Source organism: Rahnella sp. PD12R, from assembly GCF_019200965.1.
GTDB lineage: Bacteria > Pseudomonadota > Gammaproteobacteria > Enterobacterales > Enterobacteriaceae > Rahnella > Rahnella laticis.
Window position 1 is genome coordinate 224,347 of record NZ_JAHTMS010000009.1, and the last position, 16,747, is coordinate 241,093.

The window sequence follows — 16,747 nt, forward strand, 5'->3', positions numbered from 1 at the left end:
TAATGGCAGTGAACTATCTCAATTGAAAGGATAAATTATGATCCCGCAGATCCCGCTTAAATACAGGGACGCAGAACGCTGGTCTTTTGGTGATACTGAATCGTCAGCAGATGAACTGGCCAAACGTGTCATGGCCGGTACCAAAACAGCGACCTGCTCAAATCTCGATGATGATCCGGAACCTGAGCCGGGCGAAGTGTTTGTTGTAGTCGATGGCCGCAACAATCCGGTTTGTGCCGTACAACTGACCGAAGTGAAACAAGTTCCGTTTGATCAGGTAACAGAGCAGCATGCCTGGGAAGAAGGTGAAGGTGACCGCACGCTGGCTTACTGGCGTAAAGAGCACCAGCGTTTCTTCGAAGAATATGAAATGTTTGAACCGACCATGCCTCTGTTGCTCATGAAGTTCCGGATGATCGAAAAGTTCTAACTTCATCATGTGGCCTGATAAGGAAAATCAGGCCAATAAACCCCCAAGGCATAAGATCTACCTGATGTTGTCGATCTGTCGTTCAGGAATGAGTCATGTCCGCCAATACAGCAAACCCTCCTACGTTTTCACCCCTTTGCGGAGTACCGTATTTCAGCCAGTGGGAAGATCCGTCCTGCGCTGCGGGGATTATCGCCGGTGATATTGCGCTCAGCGATATCCGCCTCTGGCGCCAGTCTGGCGCGGCTTCTCAGGAAGAATTTATCGAATGGGCCAACCATGTCTGCGGAATGTGTTGCCTGAAAATGGTGCTTGCGGCAGTATCCGGAAACGTCGTGCCTGTTCTCGAACTGACCCGGCGCGGCCAGGCGTACGGCGCTTATGTCCGTGAAGGGAATAACATTAAAGGGCTTATTTACGCGCCGTTTGTGGAGTATGTCCGGCAGGAGTTAGGGCTGACCGCACAGGTCAAAGTGAATATTTCTGCGCAAGATATTGCTTCACAGCTCGATATTCACCGGTTTTTCATTGCTTCGGTGCATCCGTCGATTCGTATCCCTGAATCTGTTCCGCCGGGTAAGGGCGGACATCTGGTTTTGGTCACGCGGGCTGATGCCGGATCTGTGACCTTCCATAACCCGTCGGGTCACGATATTTCGTCGCAGCAGGATGTCACCCTGCCGGTTGAAACTTTTGCCCGCTTTTTTGCCGGGCGTGGAATAGCTCTGGTGTCTGACACTGACTGACCGCAAGCGGCATGGCGAACACAATTCCGTTCGCCATGCTGTGTTACTCCAGTCGCATGATCCACTCATCTTTCTGCTTATCGTACTTCTCTTTATACAACACAGAATGACGGCCATCGACAACCGCCGGGACGCTGGTGTGATCATCCCACGCATCAAGTTGCATGCACAAATCAGGGTCTGACTTGCACGGAATATGCACTTTATCGCCGCCTTTTGCTTCAGGCGTTGAGAGATGTGCATCGTCAATTTCATAACTGCCAATTCTGATACTCGATTTTCCCATCAGGTACTCCTTGCCAGGATGACGTCAGTGATTTCAGTAACATCAGGTACGACCAGTTGGGCGCCCTGATCTCAGAATAGTCGACAGCACAAAAAGTGCCACTGGATTTTTTTCATAGCAGTGAAGAAACGAATTTTCAGAGGGGGAAACCAAAGTGCGGAAGGAAGGGAATAAGGAGCCAGTGTTTGATAAACGAACTGGCCCCTTTAATTTGTTTTCAGAGCGGGTTAAATCTGATTGAAACCGGCATTGCGTTGATCTGATTACGGCCATTGTTTTTGGAAAGATACAACGCTTCATCTGCCGCGCTGACAATGTCTGACTGATCTTCGATATCCGGATCCTGATCTGGCCGGTATGTTGCAATGCCCTGACTGATGGTCACGCGGTTAAACTCGCTGAAGCTGTGTTTGATGCCCAACGTTTCGATTGATTCCATAATGTGCTGGGCGACAATCCATGCCCCTTTCAAATCAGTATCCGGCAAAATAGCGGCAAATTCCTCACCGCCAAAACGGGTGACCACATCGGTGCTGCGTTTCAGTGATTTCCGCAACGTTCTTGCCACCAGACGCAGACAGGCATCGCCCGAAAGATGGCCATAGTGGTCATTGAAATGTTTGAAATAATCGATGTCGATCATCACCACGGTCAGCGGCGTACGGTTGCGTTTGGCGCGCATATATTCGTGGCTGAGCACTTTTTTAAATTCGCGACGGTTGGGCAGTTTGGTCAGTGAATCAGTACGTGCCTGAATTTCCAGACGACGGTTGGCTTTAACCAGTTTCAGTTCCAGCAATTTGCGTTCGTGAACGTCTTCAGCGGTGCCGTACCAGCGCTGAATTGAGCCGTCCGTCGCATAACTGGCAGCAGCGCGGATGCGCATCCAGTTCCAGCCGCGGTCAACGTGGCAGAACCGGACTTCTATATCCAGAGGCGCGCCGGTTTTAAGGCATTGTTCCCAGGTCTGAACCGCGGCACGGCGGTCTTCAACATGCATACTTTGGATCCATTTATCCGCCAGAATATCCTGACGTGTCATGCCGGTGATGCGTTGAAAACGCGAGCTGACGTCATTGAGCATGCCGCGCGGATCGGCGGTCCATGGGATTTGCGGGTTCAGCTCCACCATGTTGCGGTAATGCTCCTGGCTTTCGCGAAGTGCCCGCTCCATACGCTTGAGGCTGGTGATATCTGTCATCGCCACAGAAAGCCCGTTCAGCTGATTTTGTGCGTCGTAAGCTGCTTTGATACGCACGAAGAAAACCTGATTTTTACCGGGAACGGAAAATTCACGGTCAGGCGTCGTTTCGTTACGCTGCGCCATCTCCAGTGCGTTATTGAGCAAAGGTGAAAGGCCGGGCAGGAAAACCCCGATTTTGCGGCCAATCGCTTCATACGGTTGCAGACCAATGATATTGGCCATCGAATCATTCACGGTGACATAACGCATTTGCAGATCGATAAAGCACAGGCCAACAGGGGCGTTGGAATAAATGGTTTCGAGCTGGAAAAGACGCTGTCCGGGAGCCTGATCCAGACTGGTCAGATTACGGTCGATGCCACGATAGCCGCGGAAATTGCCGTCGTTATCAAACAGCGGAACACCGCTGGTTTCGAGAATAACTTCGCTGCCATCCGGGCGGATATTTCGGTTCAGTAATCCGCCAAAAGGGGCGCGGCGTTCAACAATCGCAGCGAACTGCTCACCCACGCGTTTGGCTTCGTCAGGCGGCATGAAGTCAAAAGGCGTTTTGCCTAAAACTTGTTCGGGCGGAATGCCAAGAAACTCGATGCATTTATTTGAGGAAAAGACGTAACGTCCTTGTGCATCGACTTCCCAGATCCAGTCAGAATTGTTATCGATAATATCCCGCAGACTGGCCATTTGCTGTAAAAGCAGGCCATCTGCTGATTCGAGTTTCATTTCATCCGACATGATACTTCTCCGACTGGCAGGTCTTTACTCAACATCAGGCACTATGATTTATATCTAAAAATGATATATCACCGGCAATGTTATCTTGAGGGCAATAATACATGTCAGGCTAGGATTATTCCTACTTATAATTCCATTAACCTATATGGATAAAATAAAAGGATATCCAATATATGTAGCACAAAATTTTTCACAGTCATTTGTTCCATGCAGTTTGTCACCCTGATTTCACCTAAAAATGTACCGGCGCAGAATCAGGTTAAAAGCATAGCAGACTTATTTTTATCGAATTTAAGAAAGGATTATTAGAATTTTCTGCGCCAGCAGGAGGATCCTGTGGCACAGAAAATTACGGAAAGAGTTAAATTAATTAATCGTTCGAAAATGTCTGGTGCCGCGTTGCTCCGTCCCTGACCAGTTCGCGGGGCAGGCTATTTTTAATCCGGCTGCCGATTTTTTTTGCCAGCCCCAGCGGCTGATTTGCCCACGTCACCAGACATTCATCCGTCGCCGGCGTGTTTTCAGGATAAATATCGACGCCACGCAACCAGTTCTGTGCCAGTTCATCATTAATTTCAAACCGGTTGTTGGCATCATTGACGCTGAAAGCAACAACGGCTTCATGCTGCCAGCGGAAACCTTTTGGAAAGCGTTCAGCCAGACGGATGCCAATACGCGAAAATCTGACCTTGCCGAATAAGGGTTCCAGCACGGCCGGGAAGATCCAGATTTCTTTGTCGCGCTGCCACAATGTGTATTGTTTTTCAGGCCATGAAAGCCCGGAGCTGGCGGCGGCTTTGATTATTTCCGCGCTGTCCTGACGTGAAAGTGGCGAGAACGGGAAGCGGCCGACTTTATATCCGGGAACCGGCAAACGCGGTACAGAGTCTGTTTTACGAAAACGGGCAACGAAGAAACCTTCGCTGTCATAAATCTGCGGGAATACGTGGAGATAACCTTCCTGTGTCACCGCTTTTTGCGCACCATCGAACAGATCTTCCAGAGATTCTGTTTCCACCGCACCGGCGTAGGTCTCCAGCAGCCACTGGCAAACCTGCTGATTTTCCTGCGCATTGAGCGTGCAGGTGGAATACACCAGAACGCCGCCTGGTTTTAAGGCGTGAAACGCGCTGTCGATAAGTTCGCGTTGCGTGGTGGCAATTTCAGCCACGCTGGCTTCTGACCAGTTGCTCATGGCATCAGGATCTTTTCGAATCACGCCTTCGCCGGAGCAGGGCGCGTCCAGCAGGATCGCATCAAACGTTTCGGGTAACGCGGCACCGAACACGCGCCCGTCGAAATGGGTCAGCGCGGTATTGCTCACGCCGCAGCGGCTGATGTTGGCATGCAGCACTTTTACGCGGCTGGCGGAATACTCATTGGCAACGATGCCCCCGCGGTTTTCCATCTGTGCGGCAATCTGCGTCGTTTTTGAGCCCGGAGCAGCGGCAACGTCCATCACCAGCGCAGGTTGTGTGTCGTGAGCAAACAGGGCCGTGACGGGGAGCATGGAGCTGGCTTCCTGAATGTAAAAAAGCCCGGCGAGATGAGCCAGCGCGTTACCTAATCGTGAATCATCCAGGGCGTGGCGGTTGATCCAAAAACCTTCGGCACACCAGGGCACTGGCTCTAAATCCCACTGAAATCCTGACGCCATTTCGAGAAAATCCGTCACGCTGATTTTCAGGGTATTGACCCGCAGGCTGGGGCGCAGAGGGCGCTGGCATATCGCAATAAAATCTTCCATGGTCAGGCTGGCTGGCATGATTGCGCGCGTCGCATCCAGAAAGGCGGCAGGTAATTTATCAGCGAAATCGCTGGCAGTGGTGAGCTTTGACAAGAGTTGGGTTCCAGAACTGAAGGTGTTTTCTGCCGCGGAGTTTAGCATATTTGCCGGCAGATGAAGGCGCGGGTGTTGGCCGAATGCAATGAAAAGGCCACCCGCAGGTGGCCTCTGAAAGCGCGGGATCGGTTAATTCCTTGGGATCGCCGTTCCCCATTTTTGCCAGTCTTTCGGCGCTTCCGGATTGAGCAGGAAGTGGTTGCCGTTGGCGGCTTTCGGTGCCAGCGGAGTGGTCGGTGGCGTTGCGAAGGCAATCCCGCCGCGGATGAACTGCTGGAATGTTCCGCTTTTGAATACGCCACCGGTCAGACCGAACTGTAGATCATAGCCGGAGGCCAGCCAGAACACGGAGTTTTCGCGTACCAGATACTGGTACTTTTTACTGACGCGCAATGTCACGTTTACACGGTCAGCCATCGCGCCCAGATAGAAGCCTGAAACCGTACCCACTTCAATGCCGCGGAACAGCACCGGCGTGCCGATTTGCAGTGAGCCAACTTCTGCTGCATCAACCACAATGCCCAGTCCGTCGGTGTAACGCGAATCGGTAATCGTGGATTCCTGCAAATCAAAGTTACGCGCAGGGACGCCTTTACCGGCTTCAACGTTGATGTACGGCTGAAGCAAGGTATCAAGGTTGCTGACTCCACCCGCCGAAATCTCCGGTGAAACAATCGAGAAACGTGTGCCACGGCGGGCGAAGTTGTCGACGTATTCCGGGTACAGTACGGCTTTGGCGGAAACCTGATTAAGCTGAGGATCCAGTTTCAGGGATTCCACCTGGCCGATAGTGATCCCCAGATAACGGATTGGCATACCCGCGGAAAGTTTGCTGGCATCGTAGGTATTGAGCGTGATCTGGCTGCCCACGGCGCGTGCGGAGGTTTCGGAATCATAAAGAATGCGCTTGGTGCCTTTGCTGGTCAGCACGCCTTCAAAGTTATCGAAGCTGATCGCCCCTTTCAGTGCGCGGTCCAGCGGCGATGCCTGAACGGTCAGGCCGCTGCCGTTAAGCTGAACTTTGGCTCCGCCTTCTGCCCAGAAAATACTCTTTTCGGTCAGCAGGTTGCGGTATTGCGGCAGGATGTAGACATCCACGTCAAATTCACTGGCTTTCGGGCGCACGTTCACAATCTGGCCCACCTGGAATTTACGATAAAGCACCACGGAACCGGCCTGAATGTCTGGCAGGCTTTTCGCGGTCAGCGTCAGCGTAGCGCCGGGTTGATCGCCCTGAATGCCTTCAGCGGCTTTTTCCGCATTGCTGTACAGCGGATATTTCTGCGCGGGTTCGCCTTTTCCGCCCGGAATAATGCGAATGCCGCCATCCACCCATTCCTGCGCGCTGGCGCCCAGCACTTCCATCCCGTCGATACCCAGCTTCACATCAACGCGGCTGTTGACAACAAACTTGCTGTCTTTATGCAGTAAGTTTTTGTATTCCGGCTTGATAGCGGCATTAAACAAAATACCTTCATCTGTCAGGGTGCGGTCGATGATCTGGCCAACGGTAATGCCATACAGTTTGATTGGCTGGCCCGCATCAATGCCATAACTTTGCGGCGCGATCAGCTGAATCCTGCTGGTGGCCGGATCCTGAAGCAGACGCTGGTTGCTGTCGAGGACGGTGAAATGCTTCTGCGCATCGCCATCGCCCGGAATCAGTTCCAGCGTGTTGCCGGTCAGCAACTGGCTGATATTGGCATTATTCAGGCTGAGTTTCGGGCTGTTCATTTCGATGCGCGTTCCAGTGCGCATCATATCCAGCACGGAAGGGTCGACGGTCAGTTTCCCGGTGACCTTGTTATCCGGCTGCAAGGTGATTTTTGTCAGCGTACCGACCTGCAAACCCTGGTACATCAGCGGTGTCTGGCCTTCGGACAGGCCATTGCCATTCGGTAAATCCAGGTCGATTTCCACGCCGCGCTGGCTTTGCGCCAGATCGGGGTAAAGAACGTAAGACTGGTCGGCTTTGGCGGGTTGCCCGTCATTCGGAGAATCCATCGAGATCGCGCCGTTAACCAGCGCAGCCAGGCTTTCCATCTGAACTTTTGCACCGCTCAGGCTGAAATCGCCTTTAAAGCCGGAAACATTCCAGAACCGGGTGTTGTCTTTGACCAGATTGGCAAAGCGCTTGTCGATCAGTAAATCAATCGTCACACCGTTGTTGCCGCTTTCGATGTCGTAATCGTAAACTTTGCCGATCGGGATTTTACGGTAATACACCAGCGAACCGGTGCTCAGCGAGCCCAGGTCTTTTGAGTGCAGATGAACCATCAGCTCGCCGGTATTCAGGCGGAATTTCGGCTGTGTATCGAGGGCGACAAAGTGATCTTTCTCGTTACCGGGGCCTGGCATCATACCGATGTAGTTACCGCCCACCAGCGCATCAAGGCCGGACACGCCCGCCAGCGATGCCTTCGGCGTCACCAGCCAGAACTGAGTGCCTTCGCGCAACGCGTCAGACAGATCGCTTTTAATGCTGACTTTTACCTGAATGGTGCGCAGATCTTTGCTCAGGCTGATGGATTCGACCGATCCGACTTCAACGCCCTGATAACGCACAGGCGTACGGCCAGCAACGATGCCCGCCGCTGACTGGAAATCGATAGTAACAGTCGTCCCGCGCTCCTCGTAGTTGCTGTAAATCAGCCATCCGGCAATCAGTAAAGCAATAAACGGCAGAAGCCAGAAGGGTGAAATCCGGCGCCTGTGTTTTATCCGTGCTTCAGTCGGTGTATTCGGCGTTTCCTGTTGCATGTGCATCCCAAATCAAGCGGCTATCAAGCCATTCAACGGCAAGAATGGTGAGGATCACGGCAGAGCCAAAGTAAAAGGCAGCCGGTCCCATTGTAAATGACAAAAGCTGGTCACGATTTACCAGCGACATCATCAATGAAATAACAAACAAATCGAGCATCGACCAGCGTCCGATCCAGGTCACCAGCCGTAAGAGGCGAATACGCGTTTTCAATCCCTGAATCGCTTTGAAATGGATGCTGATCAGTAACGTCAGCATCACGATAACTTTTGTGAAAGGCACCAGAACGCTGGCGATAAACACGATGGCGGCAATCGGCACGTTGCCTGACGTGGCGAGCGACACGACGCCGGAGAAAATGGTGTCTTTCAGCTGTTGTCCGTTGGCATAAATAATCGAAATCGGCAGCAGGTTCGCAGGGATCAGGAAGATGATGGCCGCAATAAGCGCCGCCCAGGTTTTTTGCAAACTGTGTTTATAACGCAGCCGCATCGGTACGTGACAACGCGGACAACGGCCCCGTTCATCCGGTTGTCCGGTAAATTTACAGGCCAGACACAAGCGCAGCGAAGAGGGCACGCCTTTAGGCTGGCGCTGCGGATAAAACTCTTCCCACAATTGTTCGATATTCAGGTTAATCATCGTCAGCGTGACCATGACGGTCATCATCAGGTACGCCGCCAGCGCAATGCCAACATTGATGTCGGCATACTCTTTGACCTTAATGCTGGCGACGGCCATGCCAATCAGATAGATATCGAGCATCACCCAGTCTTTCAGGCGGTCGAGCATCAGCAGCACGGGTTTCAGGTTCATGCCCAGTTTGCTGCCAAAATGCAGGTAAAGAATAGAGAGCGCCAGCGTCAGCGGCGCGCCGATGGTGCAAAACGCGACCATGCTGGCGGTGACCGGATCGCCCTGACGCGACATTTGCCAGATTCCTTCCAGCAGACTGGCGTCAATACGCGTGCCCAGAAGGCGGATGCTGATAAGGGGCTCGGTATAGGCAAACGGCATCAGCAGTAAAATGCTGATGGCAATGGTGATCAGACGTGGCAGGGAACAAACCCGACCCTTTTCGACTTTGGCGTTACAGCGCGGACAGTGCGCCGTTTGCGTCCGCAACAGAGCGGGAAGCGCAAAAAGGTAGTCACATTCACTGCACCGCTGGTAGCGAATATGCGGCAGTTGGGCTGAAATTGTGTGTATTTTCATAGTACCTGGAATAGTAAAGAATACCTGTTGTTACAATTACGCATCCCCCGAAGGGGTCAGGCGAGGCCATTGAGCCAATATCAGCCAGGTTTTTTTGACAAAATAACGTATTATGCGGTCGGCAAACAGTTATTGTAGGTGAGTCTTTTTGATGTCACACAGGATTAACCTTGTTCATATGGGCATTTAATGCTTATTTTATAGAGGTTAAGCACACCAGAACGGCTCAGTGCCCTTAGGTTATTATTGGTTACTACATGAATAAAGAAGCATTCTACACGGAATTAAAACGTGATTTGAGCGCGTTGATCGCCGGAGAAAACAATTTTATTGCGACTCTGTCGAACGCCAGTGCCTTACTTTTTGAGCGTCTTGACGGCGTGAATTGGGTAGGTTTTTATCTGATGGACGGCGCATCGCTGGTGCTGGGGCCATTCCAGGGTAAAATTGCCTGCGTGCGTATTCCGGTAGGAAAAGGCGTCTGCGGTACCGCTGTTGCAGAAAATGCCGTACAGCGTGTTGGTGATGTTCATGCCTTCCCGGGCCACATCGCCTGTGACGCTGCAAGTAATGCCGAAATTGTCCTTCCCATCACGGTGAAAGGCACAGTTATTGGCGTATTAGACATTGATAGCACCGTTTATCAGCGCTTCGATGAAGCCGATGAACAGGGGCTGACAGAGTTGGTCAGCGGGCTTTGCCAGCATCTCGAAAACTGCGATGCTGAAAAATATGTCAATCTGATCGTAAGTTGATCGTCGGATAACGTGGCATTTAATAATGGCGTCATTATAATGGCGCCTGTTCATGCCTGCGCCGGTTGGCAAACCCGTTGTAATCAGGAAATTTCATGGAAAATCAACCTAAGTTGAACAGTAGTAAAGAAGTCATCGCCTTTTTGGCTGAGCGGTTCCCGCTCTGTTTTACCGCCGAAGGCGAAGCACGCCCATTAAAGATCGGTATCTTTGCGGATTTGGTCGAGCGCGTGCAAGGTGAAGAGAATCTGAGCAAAACTCAGTTACGCTCTGCTCTGCGTCTGTATACCTCAAGCTGGCGCTATCTGTATGGCGTTAAAGTTGGCGCAGAACGCGTTGACCTTGATGGTAATTCATGTGGCGTTCTCGAAGAGCAGCACGTCGAACATGCCCGTAAACAGTTGGAAGAAGCAAAAGCCCGCGTTCAGGCACAACGTGCAGAACAACAGGCTAAACGTCGTGAAGCCGGTGAAACCACTGAGCCACGTCGTCCACGTCCGGCCGCTAAAAAACCTGCGCCGCGTCGTGAAAATGCGCCCGCAGCTGTGGCTGGTCAGGAAAATCGCAAACCACGTACACCTCGCCCACCGCGTGAGGAAAAACGTGAACCGCGTCAGGTGCCAGTAACAGACATTTCAAAACTGCAAATTGGCCAGGAAATCAAAGTCAGAGCAGGTAAGAGTGCGATGGATGCAACCGTTTTGGAAATTGCCAAAGACGGTGTTCGCGTTCAGCTCTCTTCGGGTCTGGCGATGATTGTGCGCGCAGAACACTTGCAGTTCTGATACGGAGGCCAACTCAGGCATGAACAAATTTGTCAGATTAAGCGTTATCGCGGGTCTGTTAATGGCAGGGGCAGGGCTGGTGAATACCAGCTTTGCAGCGAACGAGAGTGCACCGGTGACTCTCGCTCAACTCCCTAATTTGACACAAGATCCGCAGGATGCAACGGTAAGCGAGCGTGTTACCGCACGCTTTACCCGTTCACATTATCGTCAGTTCGACCTTAATGCAGATTTCTCAGCGAAAATCTTCGACCGTTACCTCAACATGCTCGATTATGGCCATAACGTACTCATGGCTTCCGACGTGGCGCAGTTTACTGATAAGCGTGCCACTTTGGGTGAGGAACTGAAATCCGGTCAGTTAACCACGCCTTATGCCTTATTCAATCTGGCGCAAAAACGTCGCTTTGAACGCTATGACTACGCGTTGAAAGTGCTTGAGCGTCCGATGGATTTTACTGGCAACGACACCATTGAGCTTGATCGCAGTAAAGCACCGTGGCCGAAAGACCGCGCTGAGCTGGATAAGTTGTGGGATGCGAAAGTCAAATATGACGAGCTGAACCTCAAACTGACCGGCAAAAACGATCAGGAAATCCGCGATGTGCTCTCCAAACGTTATCATTTTGCGATGAAACGTCTGACGCAGAGCAACAGCGAAGATGTTTTCCAGCTGGTGATGAATGCCTTTGCGCATGAAATCGACCCGCACACCAATTATCTCTCTCCCCGCAGCACCGAGCAGTTCAATACCGAGATGAGCCTGTCTCTGGAAGGTATCGGCGCCGTCTTGCAGGGTGACGATGATTATACCGTCATCAATTCAATGGTAGCTGGAGGCCCGGCGGCCAAGAGCAAATCCATTGCGGTTGGCGACCGTATTGTCGGTGTGGGCCAGGTTCAGGCCGGCAAGCAAACCCCAATTGTTGATGTGATCGGCTGGCGTCTTGATGATGTCGTCGCGCTCATCAAAGGACCTAAAGGCAGCAAAGTGCGCCTGCAGATCCTGCCTGCGGGCAAAAATGCTAAAAACCACGTTATTACCCTGACACGCGAAAAAATCCGTCTGGAAGATCGCGCCGTCAAAATGACCATCAAAAATGTCGGCGATCAGAAAGTGGCCGTGATGGACATTCCGGGGTTCTACGTGGGGCTGACGGACGATGTTAAAGTCCAGCTACAGAAAATGGCGAAGCAAAACGTCAACAGTCTGGTTATCGATCTCCGTACCAACGGCGGCGGTGCCCTGACTGAAGCGGTTTCTTTGTCAGGTCTGTTTATCCCAAGTGGCCCTGTTGTGCAGGTTCGCGATAACAACGGTCGTATCCGTCAGGACAGCGATACCGATGGCGTCGTGTACTACAAAGGCCCGCTGGTGGTTCTGGTTGACCGCTTCAGTGCGTCAGCTTCAGAAATCTTTGCAGCCGCAATGCAGGATTATGGCCGTGCGCTGATTGTCGGTGAGCCGACCTTCGGTAAAGGGACCGTGCAGCAGTACCGTTCACTGAACCGCATCTATGATCAGATGCTGCGTCCGGAATGGCCTGCGCTGGGCTCTGTGCAGTACACAATCCAGAAATTCTATCGTATCAACGGCGGCAGTACTCAGCGTAAAGGGGTTACCCCGGATATTCTGATGCCAACCGGTATTGAATCGATTGAAACGGGTGAGAAGTTCGAAGATAACGCGCTTCCGTGGGATAGCATTAACGCGGCGACTTACACCAAATTGGGCGACATGAAACCGTTCCTGCCTGATTTGCTGAAAGATCATGAAGCACGTATTGCGAAGGATCCTGAGTTCCAGTACATCCAGCAGGATATCGCCCGTTATAAAGCGCTTAAGGACAAACGTGATACCGCCTCCCTTAATTACGCACAGCGTGATAAAGAGGACAAAGAGGACGATGCATTACGTCTGAGCCGTCTGAACGAACGCTTCAAACGTGAAGGTAAGAAACCGCTGAAATCTCTCGACGATTTGCCGAAAGATTACGTGGCGCCGGACCCTTATCTCGATGAAGCTGACCATATTGCCGTTGACTTGGGCAATCTGGAAAAAGCTCAGGGCAACCAGACCGCGGCGAAGTAGTCCTTCACCCGGTGGTCAGATGAAAAGCGCACTCCGGTGCGCTTTTTTTATGTGCTAAACCGGGCAGGAAAGCTCGCCGGGACGCGGAAACTCCATAGATTTCAGCGACGGTTGTGAAATAAAACGCTTCAAAATGTAAAGTATTGTGATTTTAGGCCTTTAGCGGGCAGGGACTCTTGAATCTGGGCAAGAAGCCCATAGGATCAGTACAGCCGGGCAGGCTATGTGCCGGTGGTGTGACTCAATCAATAACAACGAAGTAACAATGAGGAAGTAAAATTTTATGATGCGTATAGCGTTGTTCCTGCTGACTAACCTGGCGGTTATGCTGGTCTTTGGGCTGGTGTTAAGCCTGACGGGCATCCAGTCCAGCAGCGTGCCGGGGCTGATGATCATGGCCGGGCTGTTTGGCTTCGGTGGTGCTTTTGTCTCGTTGCTGATGTCGAAGTGGATGGCGTTGCGTTCGGTGGGTGGTGAAGTTATTGAGCAACCACGAAATGAAACTGAGCGCTGGTTGATGGAAACGGTTCGTCGCCAGTCTCAGCAGGCAGGCATTGCCATGCCACAGGTCGCGATTTATCACGCGCCAGATATTAATGCTTTCGCAACCGGTGCGCGCCGTGACGCCTCGCTGGTAGCGGTGAGCACAGGTTTGTTGCAAAGCATGAATCAGGACGAAGCCGAAGCGGTTATCGCCCATGAAATCAGCCACATTGCGAACGGCGATATGGTGACCATGACGCTGATTCAGGGGATCGTGAACACCTTCGTGATCTTCATTTCGCGTCTGATTGCACAGGTAGCTTCTGGTTTCCTTTCCGGAAACCGTGATGGCGAAGAAAGTAACGGCAATCCGATGATCTATTTTGCCGTGGCAACAGTGCTTGAGCTGGTCTTTGGTATTCTGGCGAGCATTATCACCATGTGGTTTTCGCGTCACCGCGAGTTCTATGCGGATGCCGGTTCAGCGAAACTGGTTGGTCGTGAGAAAATGATTGCTGCGTTGCAGCGTCTGAAAACCAGTCATGAACCGCAGGAAGCGGGCAGCATGATGGCGTTTTGTATCAACGGCAAATCGAAGTCCTTCAGTGAGCTGTTTATGTCTCACCCGCCGCTGGACAAACGTATCGAAGCGCTGCGCAGCGGTCAGTACATCAAATAAACGTCCGTTCGTTTATGTGTAAAAAAATGCCTGGCTTATGCCAGGCATTTTACTTTCCGGAACTTATGGTTTGGAACTCTCAGCGGCTTGCTGGCTGCTGGTTTTTTGCGTCATTCTCATCAGACTGACCAGCGCACCCGCACCGGCGAGTGCCCCCGCCAGAATTAACGAAGCATGTGTCCCGTGTGACGGGAACAGGTTAAACATCAGGGCAACCATTGCTGCACCGGTCGTCTGGCCTAAAAGTCGTGCCGTTCCCAGCAATCCGCTAGCGCCACCGCTGCGGTTACGCGGTGCGGAACTGATGATGGTGTGATTGTTCGGAGACTGAAATAAACCAAAGCCCGCGCCGCACAGCAGCATGCGCCAGATAATGTTCAGATGCGAAGGTTCTGGCGGCAGCAGTGAGAGCGAAAACAGCCCGAATGAAAAGACAATCAACCCGATACCGCCCAGCATCCCCGGATGAAAACGCTCGACCAGACGCCCGGCGATCGGTGCCATCACCATCGTTGCCAGCGGCCACGGCGTCAGCAGCAGACCGGTATCTACAGAGTTCAGCCCCAGCGTATTTTGCAGGAAGAAGGGCAGTGAAACGAACGCCAGCATTTGGGCACTGAAAGAACACAACGACGTGCCCAGCGACAGGCTGAAAATCGGAATGCGCAGCAAATCCACCGGCAGCAACGGGAAAGGTTTCGACAACTGACGGCGGACAAAGAACCAGCCAATAACCAGAAGCGCGATCACTTCGCCCAAAATCAGCAGATGGTTCAGGCCCTGAGCGAAACCGCTGATTGCACTGATGAGCAGGCCAAAGGTCAGCGCGTTCATCACGCTGCTGGTGATATCAAAACGCTGCCCCTGACTGCGTGTTGAGTTGGCCGGAAGAAACTTCAGCCCCAGAATCAGCGCGACAATACCAATCGGGACATTCACCGCAAATAACCACTGCCAGGATGCGACGGACAAAATCCCCGCTGCAATCGTTGGCCCTGCGGCGGATGAAACGGCAACAATCAGCGCGTTAATCCCCACGCCCCGACCCAGAAAACGTTGAGGATAAATAATGCGTATCAGCGCGGTATTTACGCTCATGATCGCTGCTGCCCCGAACCCCTGCAACACGCGCGCGACGGTCAACGTCAGCAGTGAATCGGAAAGGGCACAGAAGAGCGACGTAATGCTGAATACCAGCAGGCCGGTCTGATAGATGCGGCGATAGCCAAATATATCCCCGAGAGACGCCAGTGAGAGCAATGAAATGGTGATTGCCAGCTGGTAGGCATTCACGACCCAGATTGAGGCCGCCGGGCTGGCATGAAAATCATTGGCAATTGTGGGTAACGCGACATTCGCGATTGCGCCGTCCAGCACCGAAACGGTAATACCCAGAGCGATTGCGAGGATCGCACCGTAGCGTTGTGGAACGGGAAGCCCGTCGTTGGGTGTAGGTGTCATGAGTTATGTCAGTGCGTAGTCATCAGAGAGGGGAATATTACTACGCTACTGAAGTTAAAGTGACAATTGTCACACGATGAAATGAATTTTTTACTGATCTCTCAGTTCTGAAACTGGCTTAACAGTTCTTACATTCTCACGCATCGGGTTGATTGCTTCTCGCCGATGCTTACCACTATAATAAAAACTACGTTCTATTTTTTTTGAAACAAAACTCACGCGAGCAGGTAATTCATCCTATGGCTATCGCAGATCTTGATAAGCAACCCGATTCTGTTTCTTCCGTTCTGAAAGTTTTTGGCATTTTGCAGGCCCTGGGCGAAGAGCGGGAGATTGGTATTACTGAACTTTCTCAGCGCGTTATGATGTCCAAAAGTACCGTCTATCGTTTTTTACAGACGATGAAATCGTTGGGGTACGTGGCGCAGGAAGGGGAATCTGAAAAGTATTCGCTCACGCTGAAGTTATTCGAGTTAGGGGCGAAAGCGCTGCAAAATGTGGATCTGATCCGCAGTGCCGATATTCAGATGCGTGAACTGTCCCGTCTGACCCGCGAAACGATCCACCTGGGCGCGCTGGATGAAGACGGTATTGTCTACATCCATAAAATCGATTCGATGTATAACCTGCGCATGCATTCACGCATTGGTCGCCGTAATCCGCTGCACACCACGGCTATCGGTAAAGTGCTTCTGGCCTGGGGCGATAAAGCAGAAGTCAGTGCGCTGTTGCAGGAAATCGAATTTACCCGCAGCACTGAAAACACCATTATGAATGCGGCTGATTTACAGACTGCGCTTGATCAGGTGCGCGTGCAGGGTTACGGCGAAGATAACGAAGAGCAGGAACAGGGGCTTCGTTGCATAGCGGTTCCTGTGTTTGACCGCTTTGGTGTAGTGATTGCGGGTCTGAGTATTTCGTTCCCGACTATCCGTTTCTCAGAAGAAAGCAAAGCGCACTACGTCGAAATGCTGCATACCGCCGCCCGCAACATTTCTGAGCAGATTGGTTTTCACGACTACCCGTTCTGAGTGTCAGCTTAAATAATGCAGATATAAAAAAACCGAAGCCTTGGCTTCGGTTTTTGTTGTGCACAGAAAACCCCCAGCTAGGCTGGGGGTTCAGTAAAGCTTTCAGCTTTGAGCCAGTTATAAAAACCCCTTTTGATTTGTTAAAACAGTTTGCGGTCTGGCAACTGCAAAGGTTCAACAAGAAATCAAAAGGGGGTCCCAATGAGGGACGAAAAGAGCTTAGCGCACACGCGATGGAACT

13 protein-coding genes are annotated in these 16,747 nt (G+C 51.9%); 7 read left to right on the top strand and 6 right to left on the bottom strand.

Features of this window, described 5'->3' with window-relative positions:
• Positions 1 to 37: 37 nt before the first annotated feature.
• Entirely contained in the window at positions 38 to 430 is a 393-nt protein-coding gene (locus tag KWG64_RS18635) for an ASCH domain-containing protein (RefSeq protein ID WP_165056871.1), read from the top strand.
• A gap of 95 nt (positions 431 to 525) precedes the next feature.
• Positions 526 to 1,176 (top strand): hypothetical protein, encoded by a 651-nt coding sequence (locus KWG64_RS18640; protein ID WP_218522754.1) that lies wholly within the window; start codon positions 526 to 528, stop codon positions 1,174 to 1,176.
• A 43-nt stretch (positions 1,177 to 1,219) separates the two neighbouring features.
• Here KWG64_RS18640 and KWG64_RS18645 read toward each other — a convergent pair whose 3' ends face one another.
• The 5 genes from KWG64_RS18645 to yebS form a co-directional block, all read right to left on the bottom strand.
• Positions 1,220 to 1,462, bottom strand: coding sequence for a YebV family protein (locus KWG64_RS18645; RefSeq protein WP_152325673.1), 243 nt, complete (start codon positions 1,460 to 1,462; stop codon positions 1,220 to 1,222).
• Positions 1,463 to 1,679: 217 nt separating this feature from the next.
• Positions 1,680 to 3,401: a diguanylate cyclase gene (locus tag KWG64_RS18650; protein ID WP_218522755.1), complete on the bottom strand. Its 1,722-nt coding sequence runs from the start codon at positions 3,399 to 3,401 to the stop codon at positions 1,680 to 1,682.
• Positions 3,402 to 3,771: 370 nt separating this feature from the next.
• Positions 3,772 to 5,289: a 16S rRNA (cytosine(1407)-C(5))-methyltransferase RsmF gene (gene rsmF / locus KWG64_RS18655; RefSeq protein ID WP_218522756.1), complete on the bottom strand. Its 1,518-nt coding sequence runs from the start codon at positions 5,287 to 5,289 to the stop codon at positions 3,772 to 3,774.
• Between the two features lie 84 nt (positions 5,290 to 5,373).
• On the bottom strand, positions 5,374 to 8,004 hold the full coding sequence (locus tag KWG64_RS18660) for a PqiB family protein (protein WP_218522757.1): 2,631 nt from the start codon (positions 8,002 to 8,004) through the stop codon (positions 5,374 to 5,376).
• Positions 7,973 to 9,220 (bottom strand): membrane integrity lipid transport subunit YebS, encoded by a 1,248-nt coding sequence (yebS, locus tag KWG64_RS18665; RefSeq protein ID WP_152325677.1) that lies wholly within the window; start codon positions 9,218 to 9,220, stop codon positions 7,973 to 7,975. The genes KWG64_RS18660 and yebS overlap by 32 nt, the downstream gene beginning before the upstream one ends.
• A gap of 257 nt (positions 9,221 to 9,477) precedes the next feature.
• Here yebS and KWG64_RS18670 point away from each other — a divergent pair, with 257 nt between their 5' ends.
• The 4 genes from KWG64_RS18670 (at position 9,478) to htpX (ending at position 14,014) form a co-directional block, all read left to right on the top strand.
• Positions 9,478 to 9,975, top strand: a complete 498-nt coding sequence (locus KWG64_RS18670) for a GAF domain-containing protein (protein WP_195822907.1) — start codon at positions 9,478 to 9,480, stop codon at positions 9,973 to 9,975.
• A 95-nt stretch (positions 9,976 to 10,070) separates the two neighbouring features.
• Positions 10,071 to 10,760 (top strand): RNA chaperone ProQ, encoded by a 690-nt coding sequence (gene proQ, locus KWG64_RS18675; RefSeq protein ID WP_015697850.1) that lies wholly within the window; start codon positions 10,071 to 10,073, stop codon positions 10,758 to 10,760.
• Between the two features lie 19 nt (positions 10,761 to 10,779).
• A complete protein-coding gene (prc, locus tag KWG64_RS18680; protein ID WP_195822908.1) occupies positions 10,780 to 12,852 on the top strand; it encodes a carboxy terminal-processing peptidase in 2,073 nt (690 codons plus the stop codon).
• 283 nt (positions 12,853 to 13,135) lie between these two features.
• On the top strand, positions 13,136 to 14,014 hold the full coding sequence (gene htpX, locus KWG64_RS18685; protein WP_152325681.1) for a protease HtpX: 879 nt from the start codon (positions 13,136 to 13,138) through the stop codon (positions 14,012 to 14,014).
• A 63-nt stretch (positions 14,015 to 14,077) separates the two neighbouring features.
• Here htpX and KWG64_RS18690 read toward each other — a convergent pair whose 3' ends face one another.
• Positions 14,078 to 15,475, bottom strand: coding sequence for an MFS transporter (locus KWG64_RS18690; RefSeq protein WP_195822909.1), 1,398 nt, complete (start codon positions 15,473 to 15,475; stop codon positions 14,078 to 14,080).
• Positions 15,476 to 15,714: 239 nt separating this feature from the next.
• On the opposite strand from KWG64_RS18690, the gene kdgR reads away from it, so the two are divergent.
• Positions 15,715 to 16,506 (top strand): DNA-binding transcriptional regulator KdgR, encoded by a 792-nt coding sequence (gene kdgR, locus KWG64_RS18695; RefSeq protein ID WP_195822910.1) that lies wholly within the window; start codon positions 15,715 to 15,717, stop codon positions 16,504 to 16,506.
• Positions 16,507 to 16,747 lie beyond the last annotated feature (241 nt).